Raw genomic sequence first — 26,319 nt, 5'->3', positions numbered from 1 at the left:
GCCTTTGTCCACAGATTCCGATGCGGAAAGAAGCCCTCATCCGGCCTGTCGGCCACCTTCTCCCATCGCGTACCGCGACGGGAGAAGGGAAAATTGACATGGCACAAGACACGCCGCCGCCATATGCGATTCGCCTCCCCTTGTGGGGAGGGATTAAGGGTGGGGGTCCCCGGGCTCAGGTCTTGGAGAATTGGACTCGTGTGCCCCCCACCTCTGCCCCTCCCCACGAGGGGGAGGGAAATCCTAGTGGAGGCAATTGACCGCCCGCCGCGCTAACCCACGCCGGGGTCGTCGGGCGGGCGCCGGGGCTGCACCATTTTCGGGGGTTCTAGTCTGGGCGGGGTGTTTGTCGCGGCGGGTGCCGGGGCTTCGGTGGCCTCCGCCACGTCCGCGGTCTCCACCGCCGCCGGCCGGTCGGCCTCGATCTGCTCGGGCATTTCGAAGGGGGCCTTCCATTCGCAGGGCACGATCTCGCCCGAGACGGGGGAGACCGGCGTCCAGCGCGGGCTTGCCACACCGTCGGAAACCCAGATCGGGTCGCGCGGGGCGGTCAGCGCGCGGGCCAGCCATTCGCGCGCCCGGCCCTTGTCGCCCTGGGCCTCCTCGATGTCGGCCATGAGCGCGCAGATGCGGGCCTGCGGGCGGTTCTCCACAAAGGGCGAGAGCGCCTCGCGCGCCAGGTCCCATTTGCGCGCGCGGATGGCGAAGCGCGCCAGCGCCACCGCGCCCTCGATGCCGCCCTTATCCTCCTTCAGCAGATCGCGCACCCGGTCGAGCTGCGCCTCGGGCGTGTCACCCGGAATGAGATGCGCCTGCACCTCGGCCAGTTCGGGGTGGGGCGAGAGGAGCCACGTCTCCTTCAGGATCCTGGACGCCTTGCGGGTGGAGGCCTGGGTGACGAGCACGCGCGCCGCCACCGCGGCGGCGGGCGCCAGTGCCGGGTCAAGCTTGTGGGCGCGCAGCGCGGCGTCGAGCGCGCCCGGCTTGTCGCCGTCCTCCAGCAGCAGCGCCTGCGCGGCAAGCATCGCGGCCTGTTTGGCGTGGCCCCCGGCCTGGGTGACGAGGCCGGACTTGATCTGCTGGGCCAGCGTGAGGGCCGCCGCGTTCCAGTCCTTCGCCCCCGCCTGCAGTTGGAGGACGGCGGTGGAGGCCCAGGCGAGCCTGGAGTTCAGCGCCAGCGCGCGCCCGGCGTAGCCCCGCGCCGCGGCGGCATCGCCCGCCTGGCGCGCCTCGGAAAACAATCCGCGAAGCCCCAGCGCTTCCGTCTCGGGCGACTTGGTCATGGCCTCGAAAATGCGTTTCACCTGCGCCCGGTCGCCCTTCAGCTGGGCCGCCTGCGCGGCCAGCACGTTGACGAGGGGCTCATCGGCCAGCGCTTTGCCGGCAATTGCCGCATGCCTGGCGGCCGCCGCCGCATCGCCCGCCCCCGCGGCGATGATGCCGCGCGACAGCGATTCATAGCCCTTGCGGCTCCTGCGGCCGGAATACCACCGCCCCACCGCATGGGGGCTGCCCCACAGCCGGCGGAACAGGCTCCACAGGAACCAGATCAGCACCACCGTCAGCACCGCCAGCACCACGCCGGCGATGAAGCTCATCTGGATCTCGCGGCCGAGCCAGCGGATGGTGAGCGTGCCGGGCCGGTCGGCCAGCCACGCGAAGCCCGCCGCGAGCAGAACGAGCAGGAAGAAGCGCCAGAGGAGCCTGATCATGGTGCTGCCCCGCCGCTGGCCGCGATCTGGCGCAGCACCGCTTCGGAAACCTGGCTGACGGCGGCCTCGAGCCTGAGCCTGGCCGCCGCGCGGTCACGCCACTGGGTGAGCGCCATGGGCTTTTCGCCTTCGCCCGCATCGATGAGCGAGATGGCCTGCGTCAGGTCGCCCGCCGCGGCGAAGGCGGCGGCCTTTTCGGCCACCATGCGCCAGTCGGCCTCGCCGATCGGCCGTATGCTGATGATCCCGGAGAGCTGCTTCATCGCCATGCCGAAATAGCTGTCATCCTCCGCGGCCGGCGCCTCCGCCCGCGGCAGCGCGGGGATCGCGGCGGTGAGTTCCGCCGCCAGCCCCCTGGCGTCGGGCAGGCCCGCGGCGGCGCTGGCCGCGATCACGTCAAGGCCCGGCGCGGCCGGCGCCATGCGGGCGATGCGCTCATATTCGGGCTCAAACGGCGTTCCCGCCGCCACCTTGGCCTTGAGGTCCGCAAGCGCCTGGGAGAGGGCCGCGGTGGCGCCCGCCTGCGCGGAAGGGCCCGCGCCCGCCTTCAGGCTCGCCACATCTTTCTCCAGCGCATCGATGCGCTGGCCCAGTGCGGCGAGAACGGCGGCATCGGCCCCGCTCGCGGCCCCGCCCGCGGCACCGCCGGATGCGGCGGGCACGGAGGACATCGACTTGCGCAGGCCGTCGAGGTCGCCGCGCAGCGATGCCAACTGCTCGCCCAGCGCTGCCGCCTGCCGCGCGGCCTCATCCGCCTTGCCTTCCACGCCGCCGGTCTGTGCTGCCGCGGCCCTGGCGGCATCGCTTGCCTGTGCGGCCGCCCCGGCGGCGGAGGCCGCGGCCCGCGCCGCGCCATCGGCCACCTGCTTCACGGCGGCCAACTGGTTGCCGAGGCCGGTGTTGTTCTGTTCGAGAGCGGCCACCTGGTTCTTCAGCGCCGTCATCTGGTTCGGGGGGAAGTAGCCCGACAGCACGCCGCGATAAAGAAAGCCGCCGCCGATGAGGCCGAGGATCAGCGCAATGGCGATCCCGCTGCGGAAGCCGCGCCTGGGGCCCGGCGGCGGCGGCGCGACAGCCTGTTCGGCGTTCTCGCGGGCTTCTTCTTTTTCTTTGGCGGAGGCTGTTGCCCCGCCCCCGCCGCGGATTTCCTCCGCCTCGAGGTCGATCACCTGCGGCCTGGAACCGGTGTCGTCGTTCTGGCTGGTCATGGCGGAAGGCCTAAAGGGTTCGCCCGCTTTGTTCAAGAAGCCTCAGCATTGCGGCCTCGTCAGGGCTGGCGGAAACGGCGCTGTTCCAGTCTTCCGGCAATGCCGCCGCAACATTGCGCGACAGGCAGAGATGGCGCGCGCGCGCGGCCTGCCGGGCAAGCCCCGCCCGCTCCACGAGCCCGCGCCAGATTCTCGCGCTGCGCGGCGAATAGAGCAGCACGGCATCGATGCGGCCGTCGCGCAGCGTCTGTTCCGCCGCGCCCAGCGTCTCGGCCGGGCGGGCGTCATAAAGCACCACGCGCGTGCACGCGAAGCCCGCCGCCGCAAGCTGCCCTTCAAGGCCGCCCGCCGTCTCCGCGCCGGAAAGATAGAGGATCGGCCCGGCCCGCGGGTCAAGGTGGCCGCGGATATAGGCCGCAAGCCCATCCGCGTCGCCGCCATGCGCTTGGGCATCGAGGCCCGCCGCGCCCGCCGCCGCCAGCGACTGCGGCCCGACCGTCAGTACACGGAATTTGTCAAGTCCATGACCGGCGGGCAGCGCGCGGATGCCGTTGGCGCTCGTCACCGCCACCGCCTGCCACGGCAGGGCGGGGATAAGAACGCCCCGGCGCGGCGCGATCGTCAGCAGCGGCGTCATCACCACATCATGACCCAGCGCCTCAAGCCTGGCGGCGAGCGGCGCCGCATCCTCGCCGGGCCTGGTGACGGCGATGCGCATCAGAAGGCGATGAGGCTGCCGCCCTCGGCCTTCACCTGCTCGCCCGCCTCGCGGCCCATCCGCTCGGCATCCACCGCCGCGCCCTCGCGCGTCGTTTCGAAGCAGTGCGCGCCGTCAGGCGTCAGCGCATGGCCGCGGAACCTCACCGCGCCATTGCCGGTCACCGCATGCCCGGCGAGCGGCGTGCGGCAGGACCCGTCAAGCGCGGCGAGGAAGGCGCGCTCGCAATTGACCGCAACCGCCGAAGGCTCATGATTGATGGCCGCGAGCAGCTCCCGCGTTGCCGCGTCATCCGCGCGCGTCTCAATGCCGATGCAGCCCTGCGCCACCGCGGGCAGCATCACGTCGGTCGGAACGAGCGAGGCGATCTTGTCCTCCAGCCCCAACCGCTTCAGGCCGGCGGCGGCGAGAAAAGTCGCCTGCGCCACCCCGTCGGCGAGCTTCCTCAGCCGCGTCTCCACATTGCCGCGGAACGGGATCACCTCAAGGTCGGGCCGGAGCCGCTTCAGCTGCGCGCCCCTTCGCACCGAGGAGGACCCGGCCACCGCACCCTCCGGCAGCTCGCCGATCGTCTTCGCCACCGGGCTCAGGAACGCATCCCGCGCATCCTCGCGCGGCAGCAGGGCGGCCATCACCAGCCCGTCCGGCAGCCTCGCCGGCATGTCCTTCATCGAGTGCACGGCGAGGTGAATGCCGCGCGCGAACAGCGCCTCCTCGATCTCCTTGGTGAACAGCCCCTTGCCGCCGATCTCCGACAGCGGCCGGTCCCTGATCCGGTCCCCCGTGGTGGTGATCACCACGATCTCGATGTCCTCATCGGGGAGCCCATGCGCGGCCATCAGCCGACTCTTCGTCTCGTTCGCCTGGTACAGGGCGAGGGGGGAGCCACGTGTCCCGATCTTCAGCTTCGGCATGTCCGGTCCGGTAAAGTCCCAAGGGTCCTGACAGTCTTAGCCGTAAACTCCGGTGGCGTCATCACCCCCCCGGCACCCCCCTGTCCGGCACCCCCCTGTTGAGCGTCACTCCGGCTTGCGCATGACCCGGTCAGGTGGAACCACCTGGCCGGGTCATGCGCCGGGTCATATGCCTGAGCATGATCCGCAAAAGCGGGTAGTAGGTCAGTTTGAATTTCTAGGTCCGAGGAGGCTTGAACAAAACCCACGCTGCAAACGCCCGACGATCCTTAAGAGGCGCGGACTCGAATTTTTCGATTGCGGCTTTGACTTGGTCCAAATCCAAGAGCACTTCAGATTTGTAGACCACCTCTAAAGGGTCATAGTCTGCCTTGTGGCGTTTCTCCTGCATAGTGCGGAACAAATTGGCAAAATCTTCAACTTCAACGGGAAAACTCAATACTCTCCCATTGTGTTGTTTGGTCATGCACGCGTTCTTAGCTTGTCCATGCTCGAGCGACCTATAGACTTGTTGCCAGGCGGGTTTACTCCTCGATGCGCTCGGTCCGCCAATCATTGTATCAGCACAACAACGCGCCAATGCGTGGAACATTGCGTAATATGCAGTGCTTACTGCTCGAAGAAGGTTGGCCTGTCGTGGCCGCTTCCCACCGCAATTGGTGAGGTCGAGGGCGGCCCGGACAAGATCATGCGGACTTAAGCCGCCCCGCACCCCAATCCCCCTTTGAGATGAATGAGAAAAGCGGGAAGGCATCTTCACCAATGTCGCGCAGTTTCGGGCGCACGTGTCGAACGGCGCCAGTCAGCTTGCCAGCATCGATGTTCTTGCGAGTCCCCTCAAAAATCACCTCAACGCGCAATACAGCATCGCCGTCAGAGCCCACTTCATCGTGTACCCTTACGTCAATGATCTTTACCTTGTCGAAATCGGAAGCCAAAGCCTCTCTAACGACTTTGGCAATGTGTTGCATATCGCGCATTAGAGTCCCATTCGCTACGTTGCCAAAACGCAGACTTAGAACTTAAGTTGCCAGCACAGGCCTGACAAGTGGTTAATTTTTGAGTACGCGCTGTGTCGCGTACTCAAGAGACTGATTTTTTCCCTTTTTGTAAGTGCCCCGCTTCCGGTCAGCCCTGGCTTCCTCAGCTTCGACCAGACCGACCACATCGTCAATCTCCCAAAGCCGTTGCGAGACTCCAGCCGCCATCGCAGGCGACATGCGAAGCTTCGAATGAACCTTCACGAAGTTCTGGTACATCATGTGCAAGGCGACGGCGTAGGCGTGGTTCTCGACCTTCTTTGAGAAGGCATTCGTCAGGCGGGTGAAGCGCCGCATGTGCATCTGCATCGTCAGGTTGTGCCGCTCTACACAGGACGTGCTGACGTGCGCCGGGTCGGGATCGCCCTCGATCCGGTTCTTCGTGATGCTAACGCATTCGGCGGGGCTGTAGCGCCCCTTGGTGCCGTCAGGAGCTGCCCCATAGACCTTATGCAGGATGGCATAGTCAACGTCGCCGCCGAACGCGCCCTCGACCGCTTCAAGGTACGCCTTGTGCCCGTCGCTCGAAAGCTGGACGCGGTTCGCCAGACGGGTGCGAAGATCGTCCACAAACCACATGGCGCATTCGCCGTCGCGGCCTCCCACGAAGTAGGACAGGATCATCTTGCTGTCGGCGTCGAGCGCCGTCCATGTCCATGTATCGCCAGCGCCATCGGGGGCAGCCTTCGCCGCTGCAACGTTCTTTTGCTTCGCATAGGTGAAGGACCAGATTTCGTCGGCCTGGACCCGCTTGGACTGAACGTTGCGCACATTTTCGTCATGGTAGGCAGCGCACGCCTTGCCAGCGTCAATGAGAAGCTTGGTGACGGTGTTCTTGCTCGCACCTGTCAGCCGCGTTACCGCACGGATCGAATTGCCTTCACAAAGCATATAGAGGATTTGCGAGCGGGTCTTGCGATCCAGTATTTTCATACTGACACTTATGCTTGAGAGCGCTACGTTTGTCAATGTCAAAACACACATCCTGACAAAACACACACTTTCCCCTAATGTTCACATTCGGAGCATTGACCTACCGTCGTTATGCTGCTAGGAACAAAAACACCGGGCCGTCGGGGCCCGGTGTTGTTTCCCCCCGCCAGTCAGTGGCTAGAGCAGAGGAGGTTGCGAAGAAGATGACGGTCAAAAAAGTAGAGGGGGCGCAATGCCCCTGATATCCACTTTCGGATGGCCACAGCTTTTTCCGCTGCTATTCTGAATATCACATCTGGGCTTGGAGTTCAAGCAAATGTCAACGGAATCAAAGGATTTCGATCACTACGCCATTGTGTTGGCAGACCTCAGGGCGAGGCGTTTACAGATTGACCAAGCCATTGCGGCCATTGAAGCAATTCGAGGTGGTGGGGCACCTTCTGCACCAAATGCGCCCGCCCTTCCGGATCAAGACGATTTTGAAGGCCCTGGCGATTTTCTCGGCATGTCCATTTCAGAAGCGGCCAAGAAGCTTCTTAAGTCGCGCCGAAAGAAGATGACAAACTCAGAAATCCTAGCGGCACTGCAAGCGGGCGGGCTTGTGATGACATCCGCAGACCCCTTGAATACAGTCGGGGCAGTAATCACCCGTAGATCAAAGGAGGTTGGAGATATTGTCAAGATTGGCAGGGGGGTATGGGGCCTCAAGGAGTGGTATCCGGGCAGGAGTTTCAACAAGCCAACAAAAGGCAATCGCGATTTAGAGGCTAAGGTTTCCTCCAGCGAGCCAGCGCAGCCATTGTCGCCTGATGGCGACGATCCTGTTCTGTGAGTTTTTCTGCCCTCGCCTTGCCGCCCTTAATCCCGCCAGCACGACCCCGCAGAACAGCAGCGGGGTCTTTTTTATTGGTCGTTGGCCCATCTGATGCTTCACCGCTGGCAATGTCGATCATCAACTTGGCCAACTGCCACGGATCACGCGGGCGTTTCGGGTGTTTGGCCATGGCCCGGATATAGCCTGACCCGGCTGGGATTTCCATGATGGTCAAGAGGGGTCAATTTCAAACTGACCCACTACCCAAAAGCGGTTCCACTTTTGCGGATCATGCTCTTGTGCCGGCCTGGCGGAAAACGGGAGTTGCCGCCACGCAAAAACCGCATTTGCCATCAGTTGAACATATTCCTGTTGCTCCGGCATCCGCGGGCGCATCACTTTGCCCATTGCGCAAGATTGTTGCGCAACGCAATCTGGTTGCCAGTCCAGCCGGCGGCCAGTGTCTACGGCGGCATCGTTTTTGCAACCGAAAAGCATCCGCCCGCAACATGCAGCACCGTGTTTTGCAACATCGCCAACCGTTCCTCGCGCCGCCGCCGCATGGGGGCGGAGGGGACATGACGACATGACGACATGACCAGGCGGACCCTGATCCTCGGCGTCGAGACCTCCTGCGATGAGACGGCTGCGGCCGTCATCGCGCGGGATGCGGAGGGCCGCGGCCAAATCCTTGCAAACATTGTGTTATCCCAGTTGAAGGAGCATGCCCCCTATGGCGGCGTGGTGCCGGAGATCGCGGCCCGCGCCCATATCGAGCACCTCGACCGGCTGATCGCCCAGGCGATGGCGGAATCCGGCATTGATTACAAGGACTTGGATGGTGTGGCCGCCACCGCCGGGCCGGGGCTGCTCGGCGGCGTGATCGTCGGGCTCACCATGGCCAAGGCGATTGCCATGGCGCATGACAAGCCGCTCCTCGCAGTCAACCATCTGGAGGGCCACGCCCTCACCGCGCGGCTGCTGCAACATGTTGAATTTCCTTATCTTCTTCTGCTCATCTCGGGTGGCCATACGCAGTTCCAGATGGTCGGGGGCGTGGGCAGCTACCGCCGCCTCGGCACCACCATCGACGATGCTTTGGGCGAGGCCTTCGACAAGGTGGCGAAGCTCCTGGGGCTGGGCTACCCCGGCGGCCCCCAGGTCGAGGCCCTGGCGCGCCGCGGCAGGCCCACGCGATTTGTCTTTCCCCGCCCGCTAAAGGGCCGGAAAGATTGTAATTTCTCCTTCTCCGGCCTCAAGACAGCGGTGCGCGAAACGGTGCAGGACTTAGGCTCCCTCAGCGATCAGGACGTGGCCGATGTCTGCGCCTCCTTCGAGGCGGCGGTGGCGGAGACCATGGCCGACCGGTTGAAAATGGCTGTCCACCTGTTCCGCGCCGCCCACCCCCATGTCCAAAACCCGGCGCTGATCGTGGCGGGCGGGGTGGCGGCGAACCAGAAACTGAAGGCGGTGTTCGAGGCCGCCGCCGCCCGGCATGGGCTGCAACTCATTGTTCCGCCTGCCAAACTCTGCACCGATAATGCCGCCATGATCGCCTGGGCCGGGGCCGAGCGGCTGGCGCTGGGCCTCACCGACCCTCTCGATTTCGCTGCCCGCGCCCGCTGGCCGCTTGATCAAACACAGGCCCCGGTCTACGGCTCCGGCAAGCTGGGGGCCAAGGCGTGAGGATCGGCGTTCTTCCCCGGCAGGCCGGTTGTGCCTGCGGGCCACGCCATCGCCAGGCCTCCCCACAGGCCACAACGCTTTGAAATAAAACAGGAAAATCAGCCATGCTCTTCGCCCTGCTCTGCACCGACAAGCCCGGCAGCGTCAGCTTGCGCATGTCGGTGCGCCCGGACCATCTCAAATATCTGGAAAGCCTTGGGTCCGCGCTCAAGGCGGCGGGCCCCTTCACCACCGACGAGGGTTCGCCCACCGGCAGCCTCATCATCATCGAGGCGGCGGACCGGGCGGCCGCCAGCGCCATCGCCAGCGCTGATCCCTATGAAAAAGCCGGACTTTTCGCCTCGGTCGAGATCAGGCCCTGGGCGTGGCTGATCAAGAATCCGGAGGCCAGGTGATGCCCAATTACTGGCTGTTCAAGTCGGAGCCGGAGGTCTGGTCCTGGGCGCAGCAGAAGGCCAAGGGCAAGGCCGGCGAGGAGTGGACCGGGGTGCGCAACTATCAGGCACGCAACAACATGCGGGCCATGCAATTGAACGACAAGGGCTTTTTCTATCACTCGAACGACGGCCGCGAAGTGGTCGGCATCGTCGAGGTGTGCAAGCTGGCGCACAAGGATTCGACGGCGGAGGTGGATAGCTGGGAGTGCGTGGACATCCGCGCCGTGGCCGACCTGCCAAGGCCGGTGACGCTTGAGGAGATCAAGGCCGATCCGAAGCTCAGGGACATGGTGCTGGTCACCAACTCCCGCCTCTCGGTGCAGCCGGTTTTAGAAAGCGAATTCAAGCACATATGCAAGCTCGGCGGCGTGAGGATGTGACCATCCCCGGCCGCGCGCGGTTCATCCGCGACAACACCACGCTGATGACGCCGCCGCTGGTGCCGGAGGTCAAGCTCCGGCTGGCGCATGAAGCCGTGCCGCTGTGGCAGAAGACCGAGGAAGAACTGGGCAAAATGGGCCTGCCCCCGCCCTTCTGGGCCTTCGCCTGGGCCGGCGGCCAGGCGCTGGCGCGGCATGTTCTCGACAATCCGGAACTGGTGCGTGGCAGGCGCGTCATCGACCTTGCCTCGGGCTCGGGCCTTGTCGGCATCGCCGCGATGAAGGCGGGCGCAGCGCGCGTTCTTGCCGCCGACATTGATGGCTTTTCCGTCGAAGCCATTGGAATCAATGCCGAAACCAATGGCGTTTCGGTGGATGTCACGGCCCGCGATTTGCTGGAGCAGCCTGCGGAGGCCTGCGACGTGATCCTCGTCGGCGACCTGTTCTACGAGAAGGGACTGGCGGAGAAGGTCTTCGCCTGGCTCGAAGACGCCGAAGCGCGCGGCATCCTCACCCTCATCGGCGACCCCGGCCGCAGCTATCTGCCGCGCAAGAAGCTGAAAAAGCTCAGCGAATACAAGGTGCAGGTGACGCGCGACCTCGAGGATTGCGAAGTCAAGCTGACGCCGGTCTGGCGGCTCACCCGGTCTTTTTGAGATGGCGCGAACTCATCCCCACGACCGCCGGGATAGAACACTGTTTTTCATCATAAGCTTATGATTTAATTGTCTAATCCTCCGCGATCCCGAATCCAGGTGATCGTGCCCCATGGCGGGGCGCCACGGCTGTCGCTTCGGGAGCATGCCTGCCACTGCGGCATTGCCGCGTGATGGATTTCACCCGTCTGATCTTTCGGCTGGTCAATGTCGCCATGGCGATGATTGCCTTTGGGCTGGTCGATCCGCAAAAGGCCTGGAATGCGATCGATTGCAGCAATGTCGGCACGCTGCACGGCCCCATGTTGGTGTCGGCGGCGTTTGTGGTTTCCGGCTTCCATGCCAAGGTCGCGGCCTCACCAACCCGAATCTATTATTCTAACCGAATCAATCACGGCAATGTGACGATAACGCTTTACTCCAGCCCAATCCGAAGCCTAACCTCGGATTATTCAACAGTCGCCGCAGGGGACGGCGACGTTGGCATAAGGGTGTGGTTGCGCGCCCCATGGCAGTCTGGAGGCCGGCTCATGCATTTCACGCCACGTGAGATCGACAAGCTTCTCATCCACATGATGGCCCAGGTGGCCCAGCGCCGGAAGGATGAGGGATTAAAGCTCAATCATCCGGAGACGGTGTCGCTTATCTCCGTGGCGGCGCTCGAAGGCGCGCGCGCCGGCAAGACGCTGGAGCAGGTCATGGAACTGGCCGGCAAGGTCATCACCCGCGATGACGTCATGGAGGGGGTCGCCGAGATGATCCCTTACGTGCAGGTGGAGGCCGTGTTCACCGATGGCAGCCGGCTCGTCACCGTTCACGAACCCGTCAAGTGATCCTGAAAGGGGAGCCCGCCATGGCGAAAGACCAGAACACGACCCCGGTGGGAGGATTGCTTCTCGCCGCCGGCGACATCGAGATCAATGCCGGCTGTCCGGTGACCACGATCAAGGTGCGCAACACCGGCGACCGTCCGATCCAGGTGGGCTCGCATTACCACTTCTTCGAAACCAATGCCGGCCTTGAGTTCGACCGAGCCCAGGCCTTCGGCAAGCGCCTCAACATCCCTGCCACCACCGCCATCCGCTTCGAGCCCGGCGACGAAAAGGAAGTCAGCCTCATTCCCTATCGCGGCAAGCAGCGGGTGTTCGGCTTTAACGGCCTGGTCGATGGCTGGGTGGGCGGCGAGACCGACGGCGCCGGTCGCCCCCGCCTCGTGGACGCGCTGGAGCGGTTGGGCCGCTATGGATTCAAGAACAAGCCTTAAGCCGCCGCCTGAACATCATTCAAGGGAGCTTTGAGATGGCTAAGATCTCAAGAAGGCAATACGCCGATCTCTTCGGCCCGACGACGGGCGACAAAATTCGTCTCGGTGACACCAATCTCCTTATCGAAATCGAGAAAGACCTCCGGGTCTATGGCGAAGAGGCCGTGTACGGCGGCGGCAAGACGTTGCGTGACGGCATGGGCTTCGACAACGAACTGACCAGCGCTGCCGGCGCGCCAGACCTGGTGATCACGAGCGTCACCATCCTCGATGGCGTGATGGGCGTCATCAAGGCCGACGTCGGCATCAAGAACGGCCTGATCTGCGGCATCGGCAAGGCCGGCAACCCGGCGGTCATGCCGGGCGTGACCCGCGGCCTGGCGCTTGGACCGGGCACCGACGCGATCTCCGGCGAGCACCTCATCCTCACTGCCGGCGGCATCGATGCGCACGTCCACTTCATTTCGCCCCAGCAGGCGGAGGCCGCGCTGAGCAATGGCGTCACCACGCTGTTCGGCGGCGGCATCGGTCCCTCGGACGGCACCAACGGCACGACGATCACGTCCGGCACGTGGAACATCGAAATGATGTTGACCGCCTTCGACTCATGGCCGGTGAACGCCGGCGTGCTGGGCAAAGGCAATGGCTCCGCCCCTGTTCCGCTGGAAGAGCAGATCCGCGCCGGCGCCATGGGCTTCAAGATCCACGAGGACTGGGGCAGCACCCCGGCGGCGATCCGCAATGCCCTGACGGTGGCGGACCGGCAGGACGTGCAGGTTTGCATCCACACCGACACGCTGAACGAGTCGGGCTTCGTCGAGAACACCATCGCCGCCTTCGAGGGCCGCACCATTCACACCTACCACACGGAGGGCGCCGGCGGCGGCCACGCGCCCGACATTATCCGTGTCGCCGGCCTGTCGAACGTCATCCCGAGCTCGACCAACCCGACGCTGCCATACGGCATCAATTCGCAGGCCGAGTTGTTCGACATGACGATGATCTGTCACAATCTCAGCCCCAGGATCCCGACCGACGTCGCCTTTGCCGAAAGCCGTATCCGCGCCGAAACCATCGCGGCCGAAAACGTGCTCCACGACATGGGCGCGATCTCCATCCTGTCGAGCGACAGTCAGGCCATGGGCCGCGTCGGCGAGAACTGGATGCGCACCATCCAGACCGCGCATCTGATGAAGGAGCGCACCGGCGCCTACCCGGGCGATACGTCGGGCAACGACAATCAGCGCGTCCTGCGCTTCGTCTCCAAGGTGACGATCAACCCCGCCATTGCGCAGGGTGTCGCCCATGTGATCGGCTCGGTCGAAGTCGGCAAGATGGCCGACCTGGTGCTGTGGGAGCCCGCCTTCTTCGGCGCCAAGCCCAAGATGGTGATCAAGGGAGGCATGATCTCCTGGTCGTTGATGGGCGATCCCAACGCCTCGCTGCCCACGCCCCAGCCCGTCACCTATCGCCCGATGTTCGGCGGCCTCAATTCGGTAATCCCGAAAACGCGCGTAACCTTCACCTCGCGCGCCGCTTTTGACGGCGGCGTCGTCGATCGCTATGGCCTGAAGTCGAAGGTCGCGCCGGTCTATGGCACGAGGACGATCACCAAGGATTCGATGGTGCGAAATGCCTGTCTGCCGGTCATCGAGGTGAACCCGGAGACCTTCGCTGTCACCGTCAACGGCAAGCACGCCACTGTCGAGCCGGCGACCCATGTGCCGCTCACGCAGCTCTATTTCTTCAGCTGATCCCCACGGCCGGTGGCGGCGGTCCGTCCCCGCGCCGAAGGATGGCGCGCGCCGTGGGGCGAAGGGATATTGCCCCTCAGCCTGCGGTGCGGCGTCCCGTTTCCTTTTTGCCCGGAGGTTTCATGATCATCGTTGAAAGCAAGCTCGGCAACTTGAGCGACGCCGCCTGGCGGGAACGCGCCAAGAGCGCCGCCATCGACCACCTTATGCTGGAGCAGTGGGAGGCGCCGAAGAGCCGTTTGCGCAAGACAAGCGAAGGCGGCATCGAACTGGCGGTCTCCCTGCCGCGCAGCGAGCACCTGCAGGACGGCGATGTGCTTTATTTTGACGCCGCCCGCAACCTCATCGTTGCCGCCCGCATCCCCCTGAAGGAGGTCATGGTGATTGAGCTCGGGAAGATCGAAAGCATGGCGCCAGCCGATATCCTGCGCATCTGCTTCGAACTCGGCCACGGATTGGGCAACCAGCACTGGCCCGCCGTCATCAAGGGCGCCACGGTCTATGTGCCGCTGTCGGTCGACCGCAAGGTCATGTCCTCCGTCATGCGCACCCATGCCTTCGAGCACGTCGCCTCGCGCTTCGCGCCCGGCGAGGAGATCGCCGCCCTGCTGACGGCCAAGGAGATGCGCCTGCTGTTCGCCGGAGCCGGCGCGACGCCGCACCATCATCATGGTGACGCCGCAGTCTACGAACTCGCCGGGTCCCGCGGTGAGGGCGCCTGATGCCCCGCGCAAAAGCGAAACCCGAAGGGCAACGCGCCGCACGCGGAATGGCGCATCTCGCGCGGCTGATGCAATTCGCGGATTCGACCCTGCCTATCGGCTCCTTTGCCTTCTCCAATGGCCTCGAGTCCGCGTTGCAGACGACGGTCGTCTCGGATACCGCGTCGTTGCGCGACTTCGTGGAGGTGGCCATGCGTCAGGCCTCGCGCACGGATGGGGTGGCGCTGCTCCACGCCCATCGGGCGGCGGCGGTCTGCGATTACGCAACGGTGCTTGCCGCGGACAGCGAACTCGCCTGCCGCCGGGTGGGTGAGGAGCAGCAGACGATGACGTTGCGCATGGGCAAGAAATTCGCCGAACTCGCACTCAAGATCAGCTCCTTCCCGATGCTCGAACGCTGGCTGGGCGACATCCGCGCGGAAGCCACACCGGGCTGCTATCCGGTCGGCCAGGCCATTGCCTTCGCCCAGCTGGGGGCTGACGAAGCCGAGGCCTTCGTCGTCCACCAATATGGCGTCGCCTCGATGATCCTGAGCGCCGCGCTGCGGCTGATGCGCATTGATCACCTCGACACCCAGCGCATCCTGTTCGGCGCGCTGCAGCACGTGCAGGCCGAATACGGGGCGGTCCGCGGCCTCTCGCTCGGCGAGATGAGCGTCTTCGCCCCCGTCTTCGACGTTCTCGTCGCGCACCACACCACAACCCATGTTCGGCTGTTCATGAATTGAGCGCCGGGAGAGGAAACAGGCATGAAGAAGATCACGCGCATCGGCATTGGCGGCCCCGTCGGATCGGGCAAGACGGCGGTCATCGAGACGATCACCCCGCGCCTCATCGACATGGGCATCAAGCCGCTCATCATCACCAATGACGTGGTGACGACCGAGGATGCAAAACAGGTGCGCCGCACGCTGAAGGGCATTCTCGTCGAGGAGAAGATCGTGGGCGTCGAGACGGGCGCCTGCCCGCACACCGCGGTGCGCGAAGACCCGTCGATGAACATCGCGGCGGTCGAGGAGATGGAGGAGAAGTATCCCGACAGCGACGTGATCCTGATCGAGTCGGGCGGCGACAACCTCACCCTCACCTTCAGCCCGGCGCTGGCCGATTTCTACATCTACGTGATCGACGTGGCGGCGGGCGACAAGATCCCGCGCAAGAACGGTGCGGGCGTTTGCCAGTCGGACATTCTCGTCATCAACAAGAAGGACCTTGCCCCTTACGTGGGCGCCAGCCTGGAGGTGATGGACCGCGACTCGAAGCTCATGCGCGGCAAGAAGCCCTTCATCTTCACCAACTGCAAGACGGGCGAGGGGATCGAACAGCTGATCGCCCTCATTATGGACATGGCGCTCTTCGACGTGAGGCCCACGCCGCCTGCCAGGGCGGCAGGATAGGCGATGGCGCTCCACGAGCAGCTCCGCCAGCTCGACGGCGCGAAGGAACTGCGCGGCTTCCAGACCGAGCCCGCGCAGATGCGCGCGGCCGCCCCCGGCAAGATCGGCGAGCTGAGGCTGGGCTTCTCGGTGCGCCATGGCCGCTCGGTGCTGCATGACCTCTACCGCATGGCGCCGCTCCTCGTGCAGCAGGCGCTCTACTGGGACGAGGCGATGCCGGAGCTGCCGATCTGCGCCATCATCTCGGTGGGCGGCGGTATCCTGCAGGGTGACCGCTACAAGATCGACATCCGTCTTGAGGAGGGTGCCTGCGCGCAGGTCAACACGCAGAGCGCCAACCGCATCCACCGGATGGATGCCAATTACGCCTCCCAACACCAGACGGTGACGCTGGCGCCCAACGCCTATCTCGAGTATCTGCCGGACTTCACCATTCCCTATCGCGGCTCACGCTTCATCAGCCAGACCGACATCGTCATCGCCGGGGACGCAACGCTGCTCTATGGCGAGATGCTGATGACGGGCCGCAAGCACCATCACGCGGATGAGCGCTTCGGGCTCGACCTGCTGTCCATGGCGGTGTCGGTGCGCCGCCCTGACGGACGCAAGCTCTTCGCCGAGAAGATCCTGATCGAGAAGGATGACGTGACGGCCGGCCATGCGGCGGTGATGAAGGGCTTCGATGCCTTCGCCAGCATCATGTGCATCACGCCGCCGGATGCCGCTGCCCGCATCAAGGCGCGCTGCGGGACGAATTTCCCGGCCGACGCGCCGCGCGCCATCTCCGGCGTCAGCCGCCTGCCCAACGGGGCGGGTCTGGTGCTGCGTGCCGCCGGCGTCGAAAGCTACGATGTGCGCCGCGAGGTGCGGCGGTTCTGGAAGGCCGTGCGCGAAGAGGTGCGGGGGCGAACCCTGCCCGAAGAATTTCTCTGGCGCTGAAGGCAAGCCGGGCCGTGCCCAAGAGCAATCCCGCGACACAGTGCCTGCCCTGCGCAAGCCAGAGGTCTCTTTCAAGGAAAATGCCCTGACGGGTTGGCTTTTCCTTACCGCGACCGCGTCCTATTCCACCTTGAAGGTTGGCGTGAAGGATGCGGGCGCCAGGCTGTCGTTGATGTCGATGGTGTTGATGTTCTTGCCGTCGATGATACGGATGGTCGGTCCCGCATGAGAAACTGCCAGAGTGCCTTCAAGAGCGCGGACGGCTTGGTCGATGGCGAGTTCGCCTTGTACGACGGGCGAGTCCGTCGGAGCGGCGATGACTTTGCCGCGCTTGATGGCGCGGTAGGTGCCGTGGGTGAAGTAATCCGCCAGCACGCCGATACGGCCGGTCAGGTTCTTGGCGCGCAGCAGACTCACCGCCGCATCCGCCGTCACCGCGCTGCCAATGATGTAGTCGACGTTGGGGTGCTCCTCCAGCAGGTCCTCGAGCAGCAGCAGCTGGTCTTCGAAACCGGTGTCGCCCCATTTGACAGATACGATTTCGGCCGAACTTCCGGCAATGCCCCGCTGAAAACCCTCTTCGACAAAGCCCACCCAGCCCGCGCCCTTGGGGCCCGGAAACCACGCGACCCGCACCTTGGGCGACCCTTTGGGATGAAGGGTTGCAAAATAGTGCCCGATGGCCTCGCCCATGCTGATCCAGGAGACGCCGGACTTGGCGGCGACTCCGGCACTGTCGATGTCGTTCACCGCGGCGATGACCGGCATCCGTTTTGACAAAGTCACCACCAGTGGTCTCAGCCCGTCATAGGACACGGCGCCGACGATAAGGGCATCGGCTGATTTGGCGCATTCGGCGATCTGCGCCTTTTGCTTGTCGAGGTTTGGATAGCCGCCCGCCTCTACAATCTCCAGTGCGATGCCGAGTTTCCGGGCTTGGCGCACCATGCCATAGTTGACGGAAAGCCAATAGGAATCCTTGAGGTGCGGATAGGAGGCGCAGACGCGCCAGTGCTTCCGGGCCTTCTTCAGCGGTTGGTAGGCGATCTCCGAGGGCGTGCTGCGATAATCGAAGGGAGGTATCCAGCGCTCAAGCGCCCACGTGTCCGCCGCGCGGCAGGCGCCCGTGAGGGCGAGCAGGGCGAGGGCGGCGGGGAACAGTCTCATTTGGCGGGTTCCTGAAAACGGCTTACGCTGTATCCTGAAGCTAGCGGGTTCCGGCCGGAGGGCAAGCCTCATGGCGGCGGGCAAGGCCAGGGCAGGGAGGGGCAAACTGTTTTCGCGGCTTGGCATCGGCGGGCGGCTGTTCGTCGCATTCCTCGGCATCGCAGCGCTGTCGCTGTCGTCGGGTGTGGCGGGCTGGTGGATCCTGCGGGACATTTCCAAGGCCCAGTCGCGCATCACCGGGGAGGCGTTGCCGGCGGTAGCCGCCGCGCAGGCCACGAGCGATGCCACCACCCGCATTCTCGCCGCAGGCCAGTCGCTGGCCGCCTCGCCTGACGATGCGGCGCGGGCGCGGCATGCAGCGGAGATCGATGCATTGGCCGCCGACATCCGGCGCGATCTGGCCGATGCGGCCCTCTCGAAACTCGATTATCCGCTGCTGAGCCAGCTTTCGAGCAATGCCGAAAAGCTCATTGCGAACCTTGACGAGCAGAACCGGCTGGTGACCACCAGGCTGCGGCTTACGCACAACTTCGACCGGCGGGCGGAGAGCACGCTGGCCGCCGCGACCAACCTCGTCGACCTCTCCGAGACGCTGGTGTCCAATGCCTCCGCTGGCGCCTCCGCCGTGGTGGCGGGTCTCTATGGTTTGATTGACAGCGAAGGCAGGCGCGCCCTGGCCTATGACGCGCTCGACCGGCTGATCGAGCAGGACATCTACCTCCTCGACCGGATGTGGGAACTGCGCCTGCGCGCCTCGCAGCTGGCGCTGCTGACCAACCGCCTGTCGCGCGCGGCGGCGCGTGACGAGGTGCTGGCGCTGTCCGGCGAGTTTGCCGCCAATCTCCGCATCGTCATGCGCCGCGTGTCCGGCATCGACGATCCCATCCGCCGGTACCAGGCGGAAGAGCAGCTCCTGGCGCTGCGCTCCGCGGTGGGCGAGATGAGGGTGAATTCCAGCCTGTTCGAGGACCGGCTGCGCCTCATTGTCATCGGCGAGGAACTGGACCAGGTCGCCGAGAGTAATCGTCTGCTCTCGGGCAAACTCACTGATGTGGCGCAGACCGTGGTGAGCAATGCGCGGGGCTTTGCGCTCGCCTCCTCGGGCCAGGCCGACCGCGCGGTTTCGGCGGGTCTCCTCGCGCTGCTCGTCACCACGGCGATTGCCGTGCTGATCTCGGGGCTGATCGTGTGGCTCTATGTGGAACGCGGCGTGGTGCGCCGGCTGCAGGAGCTGGCACAGGCGATGCGGCGGCTCACCAGCGGCGACCTCGCCGTCGACGTGACGCAGGGTGGAACCCATGAGCTGAAGGACCTCGCCGGGGCCGTCACCGCCTTCCGCGATGTGTCGCGTCAGCGCAGCGCGCTGGAAGCCGAGCGCGAGCGCACCAATGAGGAACTGCGCCGCCACCGGGAGGAGCTGCGCGAGCTTGTGGCCGAGCGCACCGCGCAACTCGAGCATGAGGTGAAGAGCCATGCCGCCGCGCGCGAGGCCGCCGAGCGCGCCAGCCGCGCCAAGTCCGATTTCCTCGCCACCATGAGCCACGAGATCCGGACGCCCATGACGGGCATGCTCGGCATGCTGCGCCTGCTGCAGGACGGCCAGCCCAGCCCAGAGCAGGGGCGCCGCCTGGCGACGGCCTCCGCCTCCGGCGAGGCGCTGCTCGGCATCCTGAACAGTATCCTCGATTATTCCAAGATCGAGTCGGGCAAGATCGCCATCGACCCGGTGGTTTTCCGGCTTGACGAGACTCTCGCCGGCATTGTCTCGTTGATGCGGCCTTCAGCGGAGGAGAAGGGGCTTTCGCTCGAACTTGCGATGGAGCCGGGGATTGCGGCATGGTTCGAGGGCGACGCCGGGAAGATCAGGCAGATTATGTTCAACCTCGTCAGCAATGCCATCAAGTTCACGCCGAGCGGCAAGGTCGGCCTGCGCGCAACTGCCGGTCCTGCCGGCGAAAGGCGCAAGCAGCTTGCCATCTCCGTCACCGACACGGGGATCGGCATCCCCGAGGCGAAGCGCCAGAGCATTTTCGAATCCTTCACCCAGACCGACAGTTCGATCACCCGCCGCTATGGCGGCACGGGTCTCGGCCTGTCGATTTCACGCGGGCTGGCGGAGGCCTTGGGCGGAACGCTCGAAGTCGAATCCGGGCCGGGGCGGGGCAGCACCTTCACCCTGGCGCTGGTGCTCGACGAGGCCAGCGCGCCGGCCGCCACGACCACGCGTGAAGGCGCCTTGATGCCGGCTGCAAGTCACGCGATCCTCGTCGTCGAGGATGACGAGGCAACGCGCGAGGTGGCGGTGCATTTCATCTCGGCGCTGGGGCACCGCAGCCGCGCGGCGCGCGATGGCTACGAGGCCCTCGCTCTGGCGCAGGAACTGAAACCTGACATCGTGCTGATGGACATCAGCCTTCCCGGCCTCGATGGCTTGTCGGCGGCCCGCCTCATTCGCGAGGCGCTGGTGCCATCGCCCATCCGCTTCATCGCCATGTCGGCGCATGTCTTTGCGCAGGAAGTGGAAACTTATCTCGCCTCGGGCATGGACTCCTATGTGGCGAAGCCGCTGGCGCCGGCAGCGCTGGCCGCAGCCATCGCGCAGGCGGTGGGCGCTCCCGCTGCGGCACCGGCAATCGACGATGCCGCCTGGCAGGCCGATCTCGCGTCACTTGGGCCTGAGCAGATGCGCCGGATCGTGGCGATCGCCGCGAAGACGCTGCCGGAACGGCTGGCAGAGCTGCAGGTTGCACTTGCAACCGGCGATTCCGCGCGGCTCGCGGCAGTTGCGCATGCCGGGTTCAGCGCCGCGTCGGCCGCGGACTTCATTGGGCCGCAGCGGCTCTTTGCCGCCATTGAGATGGCGGCCAGACGTGGCGACACCGGCGACTGCCGGAAGCCGGTAGAATCCCTCGGCGATCTCATCGCGGCAACACTGGCGGAAGCGGACCGGCGCCTCGCTGCGGTGGAGGAGGTCCCTGGCGCAACGGGCCCTCAAGTGCAGTCGCACGTGGGGGCGTGAAGTTGCGCCAACTCTTGCATCTTGAGCATCTCTCGCATCGCAAGCGATTCCACTTGCTCGCATAATACCCTAGGTCCTGTCGAGCGGAACCGCGAAGAGATAGCCCTCTCCGTGTGACGTGACGATCAGGCGCGGATGGCTGGCGTTATCGCCCAGCTTCTTGCGCAGGCGGCGGATCACCACGTCGACGGTGCGGTCGGAGGGATCCCAGTCGCGGTGGGCGATCTCGTGCAGCAGGCGGTCGCGTGACAGCACCTGGCCGGTATGCGCGGTGAGCAGCGCCAGCGCCTTGAATTCGGCGCGCGTCAGATCGACGAACTTGCCCTCGGCACTGCTCAGTGTGCGGCTGGCGAGGTCGAAGACCCAGCCCTGGAACTGCCGCTTCTTGGGTGCGGCGCCCGCGCCGCCGCCGCCACGCACCCGGCGCAGCAGGTTCTTCACCCGCGCCCGCAGTTCGCGCTGCTCAAAGGGCTTGGTTACGTAGTCGTCAGCGCCGATCTCAAGGCCCACAATGCGGTCCACCGCATCGCTCCGCCCGGTCACGAGGATGATGCCCATCTCGGACTGGGCGCGCAGTTCCCGCGTCAGCTTGAGCCCGTCCTCGCCAGGAAGCTGGATGTCGATCATCAGCAGGTCGGCGGGGTCGGCGGCCAGGATGTCGCGCATCGCCTCGCCGTCCTCCGCCTCGCTGACACGGTAACCCTCGGCCTTGAAATAAGCCGCGAGCTTGGCGCGCGTTACGGGATCGTCCTCGACAATCAGGATATGGGCTGGGGAGGGCTTCATGGGGTGTTTTTACAAGATTTTACAAGTCCCGCTATATCTTTAACCAATTTCCACCAACGGCTTTACAGCCCCCCGATATGGTCCTGACTGGCGCACGACAGTGAAGCGCAGCGCTGGCAACGGAGATCTGCCGGCGGAACATAAACGGAGGAACGCATGAAATATGTTAGGATGATTGCCGGTCTCGGGGCCCTGAGTCTGGTGTCCGGCAGCGCTTTCGCGGAGGATTCGAGCGATCCGATCAAGATCGTAACCAACAACTGGACGAGCCAGGTGGTGCTCTCCAACGTCATCGGTCAAGTGCTCGAGTCGGCGGGCGACAAGGTCGAGTACAAGCCCTCGGACACGCAGCTGCAGTTCACCGCCATCGCGGCTGGTGACATGGATTTCCAAGTCGAGGTCTGGGAAGGCTCGATGGCCGAGTCCTTTGACAAGTCGCTGAAGTCGGGTGCGGTCGATTACGGCGCGCATCAGGCTGTCACCCGCGAGGATTGGTGGTACCCTTCCTACATGAACGAGATGTGTCCGGGCCTGCCGGACTGGAAGGCGCTTGATGCCTGCGCCGCCAAGCTGGCCACTGCCGACACGGGTTCCAAGGGCCGTTTCGTTGGTCCGCCGGCCGACTGGGGCAAGCATTATTCGGAGCGCATCCAGGCGCTGAACATGAACTTCCAGGAAGTGCCGGTGGGCCAGGCCGCAACCTTGTGGGCCGAACTGCAGGCGGCCTATGACCGCAAGGAGCCGATCGTTCTCTTCAACTGGACGCCCAACTTCATCGAGGCGAAGTTCGACGGCCATTTCGTCGAGTTCCCCAAATACGATCCCGCCTGCCTCACCGACCCCAAGTGGGGTCAGAACCCAGACGCTGTCTATGATTGCGGCGCGCCGGCCAGCGGCTATCTGAAGAAGGTCGGCTCCAAGGAGCTTGACCAGAAGTGGCCCAAGGCCGCCGCCATCCTGAAAAAGGTGAGCTTCACCAACCCGCAGATCGCCGCTGCCGCCGCTCTGGTCGATGTCGAAGGCCTGACGCCGGAGGACGCCGCCAAGAAGTGGATCGAGGCCAACCAGGACACGGTTAAGTCCTGGCTGCAGTGACGTTCACCTCAATCGGGGGGACGCGGGGCGCGCATGTGCCCCGCGTTTCCTCAGCCACACGGCGGACTGGCCGATCATGACGGAGCAGCCCAAGATTTCCTGCCGTCACCTGTGGAAGGTGTTCGGCTCCGACCCCGCAGGCTTCCTGGCGCGCCATGGCCATGCGCCAACCTCCGAGAATTTCGCCGCCGGACGCCACATCGGCGCGGTGCGCGATGTGTCCTTCGACGTCTATCCCGGCGAGATACTCATCGTCATGGGCCTCTCAGGCTCCGGCAAGTCGACGCTGATCCGCGCCATAACGCGTCTCAATGATCCCACGGTCGGCGAAATCATTTTCGAGGGCAGGGATCTGCTCAAGGCCTCGCCCGCCGAGCTGATCGACATCCGCCGCCACAAGATGGGCATGGTGTTCCAGCACTTTGGCCTGCTGCCGCACCGCACGGTTCTCTCCAATGTCGCCTTCCCGCTCGAGGTGCGCGGCGCCACGCGCGAGGAGCGCGACGCGCGCGCCCGCGAGATGATCCGGCTTGTCGGCCTCGAAGGCCGCGAGAATTATTTCCCGCGGGAGCTCTCGGGCGGGCAACAGCAGCGCGTGGGCATCGCCCGCTCGCTCGCGGTGGGGCCGGACGTGTGGTTCCTCGACGAGCCTTTCTCGGCGCTCGATCCACTGATCCGCCGCGAGATGCAGGACGAGTTCCTGAGACTGCAGAAACTTCTGCGCAAGACGATCGTGTTCATCACCCATGATTTCGACGAGGCCATCAGGCTCGGCGACCGGATCGGCATCATGAAGGACGGGCGTCTCGTTCAGCTGGCGACGCCCGAAGTCATGGTCTCCTCGCCCGCCGATGATTATGTGCGCGAGTTCACGCGCAACGCTCCGCGTGACAGGGTTCTCACCGTGGGCTCCATCGCCTCGCCGGTGCCCGCCCCGCTCAACGGCGTCAACATCCTCGCCTCCGCCAAGATCGGCGAGGCGGCCGCCATCGTGCTCGCTTCGGAGAAGCCGATTGCGGTGATCGATGCCGAGGGCCGCTCCATTGGCGCCATCGACCGCCCCGCGATGATCCGGGCGCTCTATCCGGAAGAGCGCCCATGAATGGCGGTGGTCAGGCCATGGCCGCACCGCAGATTGTGCCTGCGCCGCGGCTGTCGCTGGCCTCGGTGGTGGTCGCGATCATCCTCCTTGGCTGTGCCGCGGCCTGGACATGGCCGCCGCTGCAGCGCTGGCCCGTCGAATGGGCCATCCCGTTCCGTGACTGGGTGACACAGGCCTTCGTGTGGTTCTCTGCGGCGGCCAAGCCGGTGACGCGCGGCTTGTCATGGCTCCTGTCCTGGCCGCTATGGCTCTCCGAGGCGCTCTTGTTCCGCGGCTTTCCGGCGCTGAACCTGCTGCCGCTCCCCTGGGTCGCCATTGTCGGCGGCACGGCCATTCTTGGCCACTGGGCGGGGGGGCGCGGGCTTGCCATCTTCTGTGGCCTCTCGGTCTTCTACCTCGCCATCTTCGGCCTGTGGCAGGACGCGATGCAGACGCTCTCCATCGTGCTTGTCACCGTGCCGCTCGCCGCGGCGTTCGGTCTTGGCCTCGGCCTGTGGGCCACGCGCAATGCGCGCGTCGAGCGCGTGCTCAACTCGGTGTTCGACGTGATGCAGGCCACCCCGCACATGGCCTATCTCGGCCCGGTCGTCATCCTCTTTGGCTTCGGCCAGGTGCCGGCCATGCTGGCAACTTTTGGCTTCGCCCTGCCGCCCATGGCCCGCTGCACCATCCTGGGGCTCCGCACCGTGCCGCAGGACGTCATCGAGGCGGGCCGAATGGCTGGTTGCACGCCGGGCCAGCTCTTGTGGAAGGTCGAAATTCCCGCCGCCGAGAAAACACTTATGCTGGGTCTCAACCAGGTGGTCATGCAGACGCTGGCCATGGTGGTCATCGCCTCGCTTGTGGGGGCCTCGGGGCTGGGGCAGAAACTCCTGTTCTCGCTGCAGCAGCTGCAGATCGGAAAGGCGGTGGAGCAGGGGGTCGCCATTACCCTCATCGCCATTGTGCTCGACCGGCTGACACAGGCCTATATTCGCAAGGCGCCGGAGCATCAGGCAACCAGGACCGGCTTCATCGCCCGCCATCCGCACTTGTCGCTTTTCCTGCTGCTCCTGGCAACCTCCGGCGCCGCGGCAGCCTTTCTTCAAGCCTTCGCCGTGCCGCCCAGGGAGTTGACGCTCTCCTACGGCGGACCGATCAACAGCGCTGTCCGCTGGGTGTCGAAGGAGCTCTTTCCCTACATAAAGCCGCTGCGTGATTGGCTCACCGTCTGGCTCATGCTGCCGCTCCGCAGTTTCTATCTCTGGCTGCCCTGGCCGGTGATGCTTGGCGTGCTCGCCGCCATCGGCTATCACCTCTCTGGCTGGCGGCTGGCGCTGCTGCCTGTCTGCCTCTTCGGCTTCCTGATGCTCGCGGGGTTCTGGGAACCGCTGATGCTGACGATTTATCTCGTCACCGGCGCCACCATTCTCTGCGTGCTGATCGGCATTCCCATCGGCATCTGGGCGGCGCACAGCCCGCGTGCCGCGCATGTCACGCGCGGCGTCTGCGACACACTGCAAACCTTCCCGAGCTTCATCTATCTGATCCCCGTCATCATGCTGTTCCAGACAAGCGATGTTTCCAATGTCATCGCCATGCTGGCCTATGCGACGGTGCCGGCAATTCGCTTCACCTACCTTGGCCTGCTGCGCGTGCCCGCCGCCACCATGGAGGCAGCCGTCGCCTCGGGCGCCACGAACTGGCAGCGTCTGCGCAAGGTGGAGCTTCCCATCGCCTTCCCGGAAATCCTGCTCGGCATCAACCAGACCATCATGATGGCGCTGGCCATGGTGGCCATCACCGCGCTCATCGGCTCGCGCGATCTGGGCCAGGAAATCTACAAGGCGCTGCCAGGCGCGGATACCGGACGCGGCCTTATCGCCGGCCTCGGCATCGCCTTCATCGGTATCACGGCGGACCGGCTTATCGGCGCCTGGGCGATGCAGCGCAAGCGCCAGCTCGGCTTGGCATAATGCCGCAACGGGCGGGCGAAAGCTGGCGCCGGCGCAGCCGGTCTGTCCGCGCGGAGTTTCGATCCGCGCCCGTTGCGTGCTGCAGGCGCCGGTCGGGCATTGGCCCGCCACCCGCTGACCCGTGGCGCGGCCCGGCTCCTGCACCGGCATGGCAGCGCTGACGCGGGGCATTTCCTTCAGCGGTCGTCTCAATGCGGCGCCGAAGCCGGACGCGCGTCTCGTGCCAATCGGAACCGTGGCCATGCCGGGGATCTGGCAGGGGTGCGGTCGTTGCCGGGTTCCTCTGTCTTGGGCCGGGGCGTTTCTCTTGGTGTCGCGGCCCTCATTCCGGAGCGAGTTGGGAGCGCGGATGGGAAAGTCACACTTGCCGTCGACGTTGCGCTACGCCGGGGTTCCGCGCGCGGCCTCATACACCACGTCAGGGGACACTGCCGAGCAAGAAAGCCGGGGAAAGCTTGGCTCAGCCGCCCCTCATGTCCATTTACACAGCGCATGTTCCGATCAGGTGGAATCGCCTTCCCGGAACATGCTCCATAGGCGGCCCGGCCGCACTCGAAATTTGACCAGTTGAACAAATGCTGTCATCCTCCCCTAACACCAAGAACGTTTAGGTTCGGGAGA

At 65.0% G+C, this 26,319-nt stretch carries 25 protein-coding genes; 16 read left to right on the top strand and 9 right to left on the bottom strand.

Annotated features, from left to right (window positions below):
- Positions 1–272 precede the first annotated feature (272 nt).
- The 7 genes from IOC69_RS09220 to IOC69_RS09190 all read right to left on the bottom strand — a co-directional run bounded on the left by IOC69_RS09220 (position 273) and on the right by IOC69_RS09190 (position 6,525).
- The gene (locus tag IOC69_RS09220; protein WP_290543251.1) at positions 273–1,712 is read right to left on the bottom strand and encodes a heme biosynthesis HemY N-terminal domain-containing protein; all 1,440 of its coding nucleotides are present in this window, start codon (positions 1,710–1,712) and stop codon (positions 273–275) included.
- Positions 1,709–2,920 carry a hypothetical protein gene (locus IOC69_RS09215; protein ID WP_290543250.1) on the bottom strand — a complete coding sequence of 404 codons (1,212 nt, stop codon included), beginning with the start codon at positions 2,918–2,920 and terminating at the stop codon, positions 1,709–1,711. The genes IOC69_RS09220 and IOC69_RS09215 overlap by 4 nt, the downstream gene beginning before the upstream one ends.
- 10 nt (positions 2,921–2,930) lie before the next feature.
- Positions 2,931–3,638, bottom strand: coding sequence for a uroporphyrinogen-III synthase (locus IOC69_RS09210; RefSeq protein ID WP_290543249.1), 708 nt, complete (start codon positions 3,636–3,638; stop codon positions 2,931–2,933).
- Positions 3,638–4,552: a hydroxymethylbilane synthase gene (gene hemC, locus IOC69_RS09205; RefSeq protein ID WP_290543248.1), complete on the bottom strand. Its 915-nt coding sequence runs from the start codon at positions 4,550–4,552 to the stop codon at positions 3,638–3,640. Before hemC ends, IOC69_RS09210 begins: the two co-directional genes overlap by 1 nt.
- Positions 4,553–4,769: 217 nt before the next feature.
- Positions 4,770–5,018 (bottom strand): hypothetical protein, encoded by a 249-nt coding sequence (locus IOC69_RS09200; RefSeq protein ID WP_290543247.1) that lies wholly within the window; start codon positions 5,016–5,018, stop codon positions 4,770–4,772.
- A gap of 220 nt (positions 5,019–5,238) precedes the next feature.
- Entirely contained in the window at positions 5,239–5,532 is a 294-nt protein-coding gene (locus IOC69_RS09195; protein ID WP_290543246.1) for a hypothetical protein, read from the bottom strand.
- A 72-nt stretch (positions 5,533–5,604) separates the two neighbouring features.
- The gene (locus IOC69_RS09190) at positions 5,605–6,525 is read right to left on the bottom strand and encodes an IS1 family transposase (RefSeq protein WP_290543245.1); all 921 of its coding nucleotides are present in this window, start codon (positions 6,523–6,525) and stop codon (positions 5,605–5,607) included.
- A gap of 316 nt (positions 6,526–6,841) precedes the next feature.
- On the opposite strand from IOC69_RS09190, the gene IOC69_RS09185 reads away from it, so the two are divergent.
- The 12 genes from IOC69_RS09185 (at position 6,842) to IOC69_RS09130 (ending at position 16,574) form a co-directional block, all read left to right on the top strand.
- Positions 6,842–7,357 carry a winged helix-turn-helix domain-containing protein gene (locus IOC69_RS09185; protein WP_290543244.1) on the top strand — a complete coding sequence of 172 codons (516 nt, stop codon included), beginning with the start codon at positions 6,842–6,844 and terminating at the stop codon, positions 7,355–7,357.
- A gap of 576 nt (positions 7,358–7,933) precedes the next feature.
- Positions 7,934–9,025: a tRNA (adenosine(37)-N6)-threonylcarbamoyltransferase complex transferase subunit TsaD gene (gene tsaD, locus IOC69_RS09180; protein ID WP_290543243.1), complete on the top strand. Its 1,092-nt coding sequence runs from the start codon at positions 7,934–7,936 to the stop codon at positions 9,023–9,025.
- A 104-nt stretch (positions 9,026–9,129) separates the two neighbouring features.
- Positions 9,130–9,420, top strand: a complete 291-nt coding sequence (locus IOC69_RS09175) for a YciI-like protein (protein ID WP_290543242.1) — start codon at positions 9,130–9,132, stop codon at positions 9,418–9,420.
- A complete protein-coding gene (locus IOC69_RS09170; RefSeq protein ID WP_290543254.1) occupies positions 9,420–9,842 on the top strand; it encodes an EVE domain-containing protein in 423 nt (140 codons plus the stop codon). The genes IOC69_RS09175 and IOC69_RS09170 overlap by 1 nt, the downstream gene beginning before the upstream one ends.
- Before the next feature lie 44 nt (positions 9,843–9,886).
- Positions 9,887–10,498 (top strand): methyltransferase, encoded by a 612-nt coding sequence (locus IOC69_RS09165; RefSeq protein WP_290543253.1) that lies wholly within the window; start codon positions 9,887–9,889, stop codon positions 10,496–10,498.
- 530 nt (positions 10,499–11,028) lie between these two features.
- The gene (locus IOC69_RS09160) at positions 11,029–11,331 is read left to right on the top strand and encodes an urease subunit gamma (protein ID WP_290543252.1); all 303 of its coding nucleotides are present in this window, start codon (positions 11,029–11,031) and stop codon (positions 11,329–11,331) included.
- Between the two features lie 20 nt (positions 11,332–11,351).
- The gene (gene ureB / locus IOC69_RS09155) at positions 11,352–11,762 is read left to right on the top strand and encodes an urease subunit beta (RefSeq protein WP_290543241.1); all 411 of its coding nucleotides are present in this window, start codon (positions 11,352–11,354) and stop codon (positions 11,760–11,762) included.
- A gap of 35 nt (positions 11,763–11,797) precedes the next feature.
- Positions 11,798–13,516 (top strand): urease subunit alpha, encoded by a 1,719-nt coding sequence (locus IOC69_RS09150; RefSeq protein ID WP_290543240.1) that lies wholly within the window; start codon positions 11,798–11,800, stop codon positions 13,514–13,516.
- 122 nt (positions 13,517–13,638) lie between these two features.
- Complete coding sequence (gene ureE, locus IOC69_RS09145) at positions 13,639–14,238, top strand: urease accessory protein UreE (protein ID WP_290543239.1); 600 nt, start codon at positions 13,639–13,641, stop codon at positions 14,236–14,238.
- Positions 14,238–14,966, top strand: coding sequence for an urease accessory UreF family protein (locus IOC69_RS09140; protein ID WP_290543238.1), 729 nt, complete (start codon positions 14,238–14,240; stop codon positions 14,964–14,966). Before ureE ends, IOC69_RS09140 begins: the two co-directional genes overlap by 1 nt.
- Positions 14,967–14,987: 21 nt before the next feature.
- Positions 14,988–15,635 carry an urease accessory protein UreG gene (gene ureG, locus IOC69_RS09135; protein WP_290543237.1) on the top strand — a complete coding sequence of 216 codons (648 nt, stop codon included), beginning with the start codon at positions 14,988–14,990 and terminating at the stop codon, positions 15,633–15,635.
- A 3-nt stretch (positions 15,636–15,638) separates the two neighbouring features.
- The gene (locus tag IOC69_RS09130) at positions 15,639–16,574 is read left to right on the top strand and encodes an urease accessory protein UreD (RefSeq protein WP_290543236.1); all 936 of its coding nucleotides are present in this window, start codon (positions 15,639–15,641) and stop codon (positions 16,572–16,574) included.
- Positions 16,575–16,694: 120 nt separating this feature from the next.
- Here IOC69_RS09130 and torT read toward each other — a convergent pair whose 3' ends face one another.
- Entirely contained in the window at positions 16,695–17,741 is a 1,047-nt protein-coding gene (gene torT / locus IOC69_RS09125) for a TMAO reductase system periplasmic protein TorT (protein WP_290543235.1), read from the bottom strand.
- Positions 17,742–17,811: 70 nt separating this feature from the next.
- Here torT and IOC69_RS09120 point away from each other — a divergent pair, with 70 nt between their 5' ends.
- Positions 17,812–20,760 carry an ATP-binding protein gene (locus IOC69_RS09120; protein ID WP_290543234.1) on the top strand — a complete coding sequence of 983 codons (2,949 nt, stop codon included), beginning with the start codon at positions 17,812–17,814 and terminating at the stop codon, positions 20,758–20,760.
- Positions 20,761–20,829: 69 nt separating this feature from the next.
- Here the strand turns inward: IOC69_RS09120 and torR are convergent, their stop codons facing one another.
- Positions 20,830–21,546: a two-component system response regulator TorR gene (torR, locus tag IOC69_RS09115; protein ID WP_290543233.1), complete on the bottom strand. Its 717-nt coding sequence runs from the start codon at positions 21,544–21,546 to the stop codon at positions 20,830–20,832.
- A 156-nt stretch (positions 21,547–21,702) separates the two neighbouring features.
- On the opposite strand from torR, the gene IOC69_RS09110 reads away from it, so the two are divergent.
- From IOC69_RS09110 to IOC69_RS09100, 3 genes are all read left to right on the top strand, one after another.
- Positions 21,703–22,641 carry an ABC transporter substrate-binding protein gene (locus IOC69_RS09110; RefSeq protein WP_290543232.1) on the top strand — a complete coding sequence of 313 codons (939 nt, stop codon included), beginning with the start codon at positions 21,703–21,705 and terminating at the stop codon, positions 22,639–22,641.
- 76 nt (positions 22,642–22,717) lie between these two features.
- Complete coding sequence (locus tag IOC69_RS09105) at positions 22,718–23,743, top strand: ATP-binding cassette domain-containing protein (protein WP_290543231.1); 1,026 nt, start codon at positions 22,718–22,720, stop codon at positions 23,741–23,743.
- Positions 23,744–23,760: 17 nt separating this feature from the next.
- Positions 23,761–25,698, top strand: coding sequence for a proline/glycine betaine ABC transporter permease (locus IOC69_RS09100; RefSeq protein ID WP_290543230.1), 1,938 nt, complete (start codon positions 23,761–23,763; stop codon positions 25,696–25,698).
- The last annotated feature ends 621 nt before the right edge of the window (positions 25,699–26,319 follow it).

The organism is Aestuariivirga sp. (genome assembly GCF_020252405.1).
In the GTDB taxonomy this organism is placed as follows: Bacteria; Pseudomonadota; Alphaproteobacteria; order Rhizobiales; family Aestuariivirgaceae; genus Aestuariivirga.
This window is presented reverse-complemented; position numbering and strand designations above follow the sequence as displayed.

Bases quoted from the DNA above. Each gene is read 5' to 3' on its own strand.
- IOC69_RS09220 (WP_290543251.1), bottom strand. From the start codon at position 1,712: ATGATCAGGCTCCTCTGGCGCTTCTTCCTGCTCGTTCTGCTCGCGGCG.
- IOC69_RS09215 (WP_290543250.1), bottom strand. From the start codon at position 2,920: ATGACCAGCCAGAACGACGACACCGGTTCCAGGCCGCAGGTGATCGAC.
- IOC69_RS09210 (WP_290543249.1), bottom strand. From the start codon at position 3,638: ATGCGCATCGCCGTCACCAGGCCCGGCGAGGATGCGGCGCCGCTCGCC.
- hemC (WP_290543248.1), bottom strand. From the start codon at position 4,552: ATGCCGAAGCTGAAGATCGGGACACGTGGCTCCCCCCTCGCCCTGTAC.
- IOC69_RS09200 (WP_290543247.1), bottom strand. From the start codon at position 5,018: ATGACCAAACAACACAATGGGAGAGTATTGAGTTTTCCCGTTGAAGTT.
- IOC69_RS09195 (WP_290543246.1), bottom strand. From the start codon at position 5,532: ATGCGCGATATGCAACACATTGCCAAAGTCGTTAGAGAGGCTTTGGCT.
- IOC69_RS09190 (WP_290543245.1), bottom strand. From the start codon at position 6,525: ATGAAAATACTGGATCGCAAGACCCGCTCGCAAATCCTCTATATGCTT.
- IOC69_RS09185 (WP_290543244.1), top strand. From the start codon at position 6,842: ATGTCAACGGAATCAAAGGATTTCGATCACTACGCCATTGTGTTGGCA.
- tsaD (WP_290543243.1), top strand. From the start codon at position 7,934: ATGACCAGGCGGACCCTGATCCTCGGCGTCGAGACCTCCTGCGATGAG.
- IOC69_RS09175 (WP_290543242.1), top strand. From the start codon at position 9,130: ATGCTCTTCGCCCTGCTCTGCACCGACAAGCCCGGCAGCGTCAGCTTG.
- IOC69_RS09170 (WP_290543254.1), top strand. From the start codon at position 9,420: ATGCCCAATTACTGGCTGTTCAAGTCGGAGCCGGAGGTCTGGTCCTGG.
- IOC69_RS09165 (WP_290543253.1), top strand. From the start codon at position 9,887: ATGACGCCGCCGCTGGTGCCGGAGGTCAAGCTCCGGCTGGCGCATGAA.
- IOC69_RS09160 (WP_290543252.1), top strand. From the start codon at position 11,029: ATGCATTTCACGCCACGTGAGATCGACAAGCTTCTCATCCACATGATG.
- ureB (WP_290543241.1), top strand. From the start codon at position 11,352: ATGGCGAAAGACCAGAACACGACCCCGGTGGGAGGATTGCTTCTCGCC.
- IOC69_RS09150 (WP_290543240.1), top strand. From the start codon at position 11,798: ATGGCTAAGATCTCAAGAAGGCAATACGCCGATCTCTTCGGCCCGACG.
- ureE (WP_290543239.1), top strand. From the start codon at position 13,639: ATGATCATCGTTGAAAGCAAGCTCGGCAACTTGAGCGACGCCGCCTGG.
- IOC69_RS09140 (WP_290543238.1), top strand. From the start codon at position 14,238: ATGCCCCGCGCAAAAGCGAAACCCGAAGGGCAACGCGCCGCACGCGGA.
- ureG (WP_290543237.1), top strand. From the start codon at position 14,988: ATGAAGAAGATCACGCGCATCGGCATTGGCGGCCCCGTCGGATCGGGC.
- IOC69_RS09130 (WP_290543236.1), top strand. From the start codon at position 15,639: ATGGCGCTCCACGAGCAGCTCCGCCAGCTCGACGGCGCGAAGGAACTG.
- torT (WP_290543235.1), bottom strand. From the start codon at position 17,741: ATGAGACTGTTCCCCGCCGCCCTCGCCCTGCTCGCCCTCACGGGCGCC.
- IOC69_RS09120 (WP_290543234.1), top strand. From the start codon at position 17,812: ATGGCGGCGGGCAAGGCCAGGGCAGGGAGGGGCAAACTGTTTTCGCGG.
- torR (WP_290543233.1), bottom strand. From the start codon at position 21,546: ATGAAGCCCTCCCCAGCCCATATCCTGATTGTCGAGGACGATCCCGTA.
- IOC69_RS09110 (WP_290543232.1), top strand. From the start codon at position 21,703: ATGAAATATGTTAGGATGATTGCCGGTCTCGGGGCCCTGAGTCTGGTG.
- IOC69_RS09105 (WP_290543231.1), top strand. From the start codon at position 22,718: ATGACGGAGCAGCCCAAGATTTCCTGCCGTCACCTGTGGAAGGTGTTC.
- IOC69_RS09100 (WP_290543230.1), top strand. From the start codon at position 23,761: ATGGCCGCACCGCAGATTGTGCCTGCGCCGCGGCTGTCGCTGGCCTCG.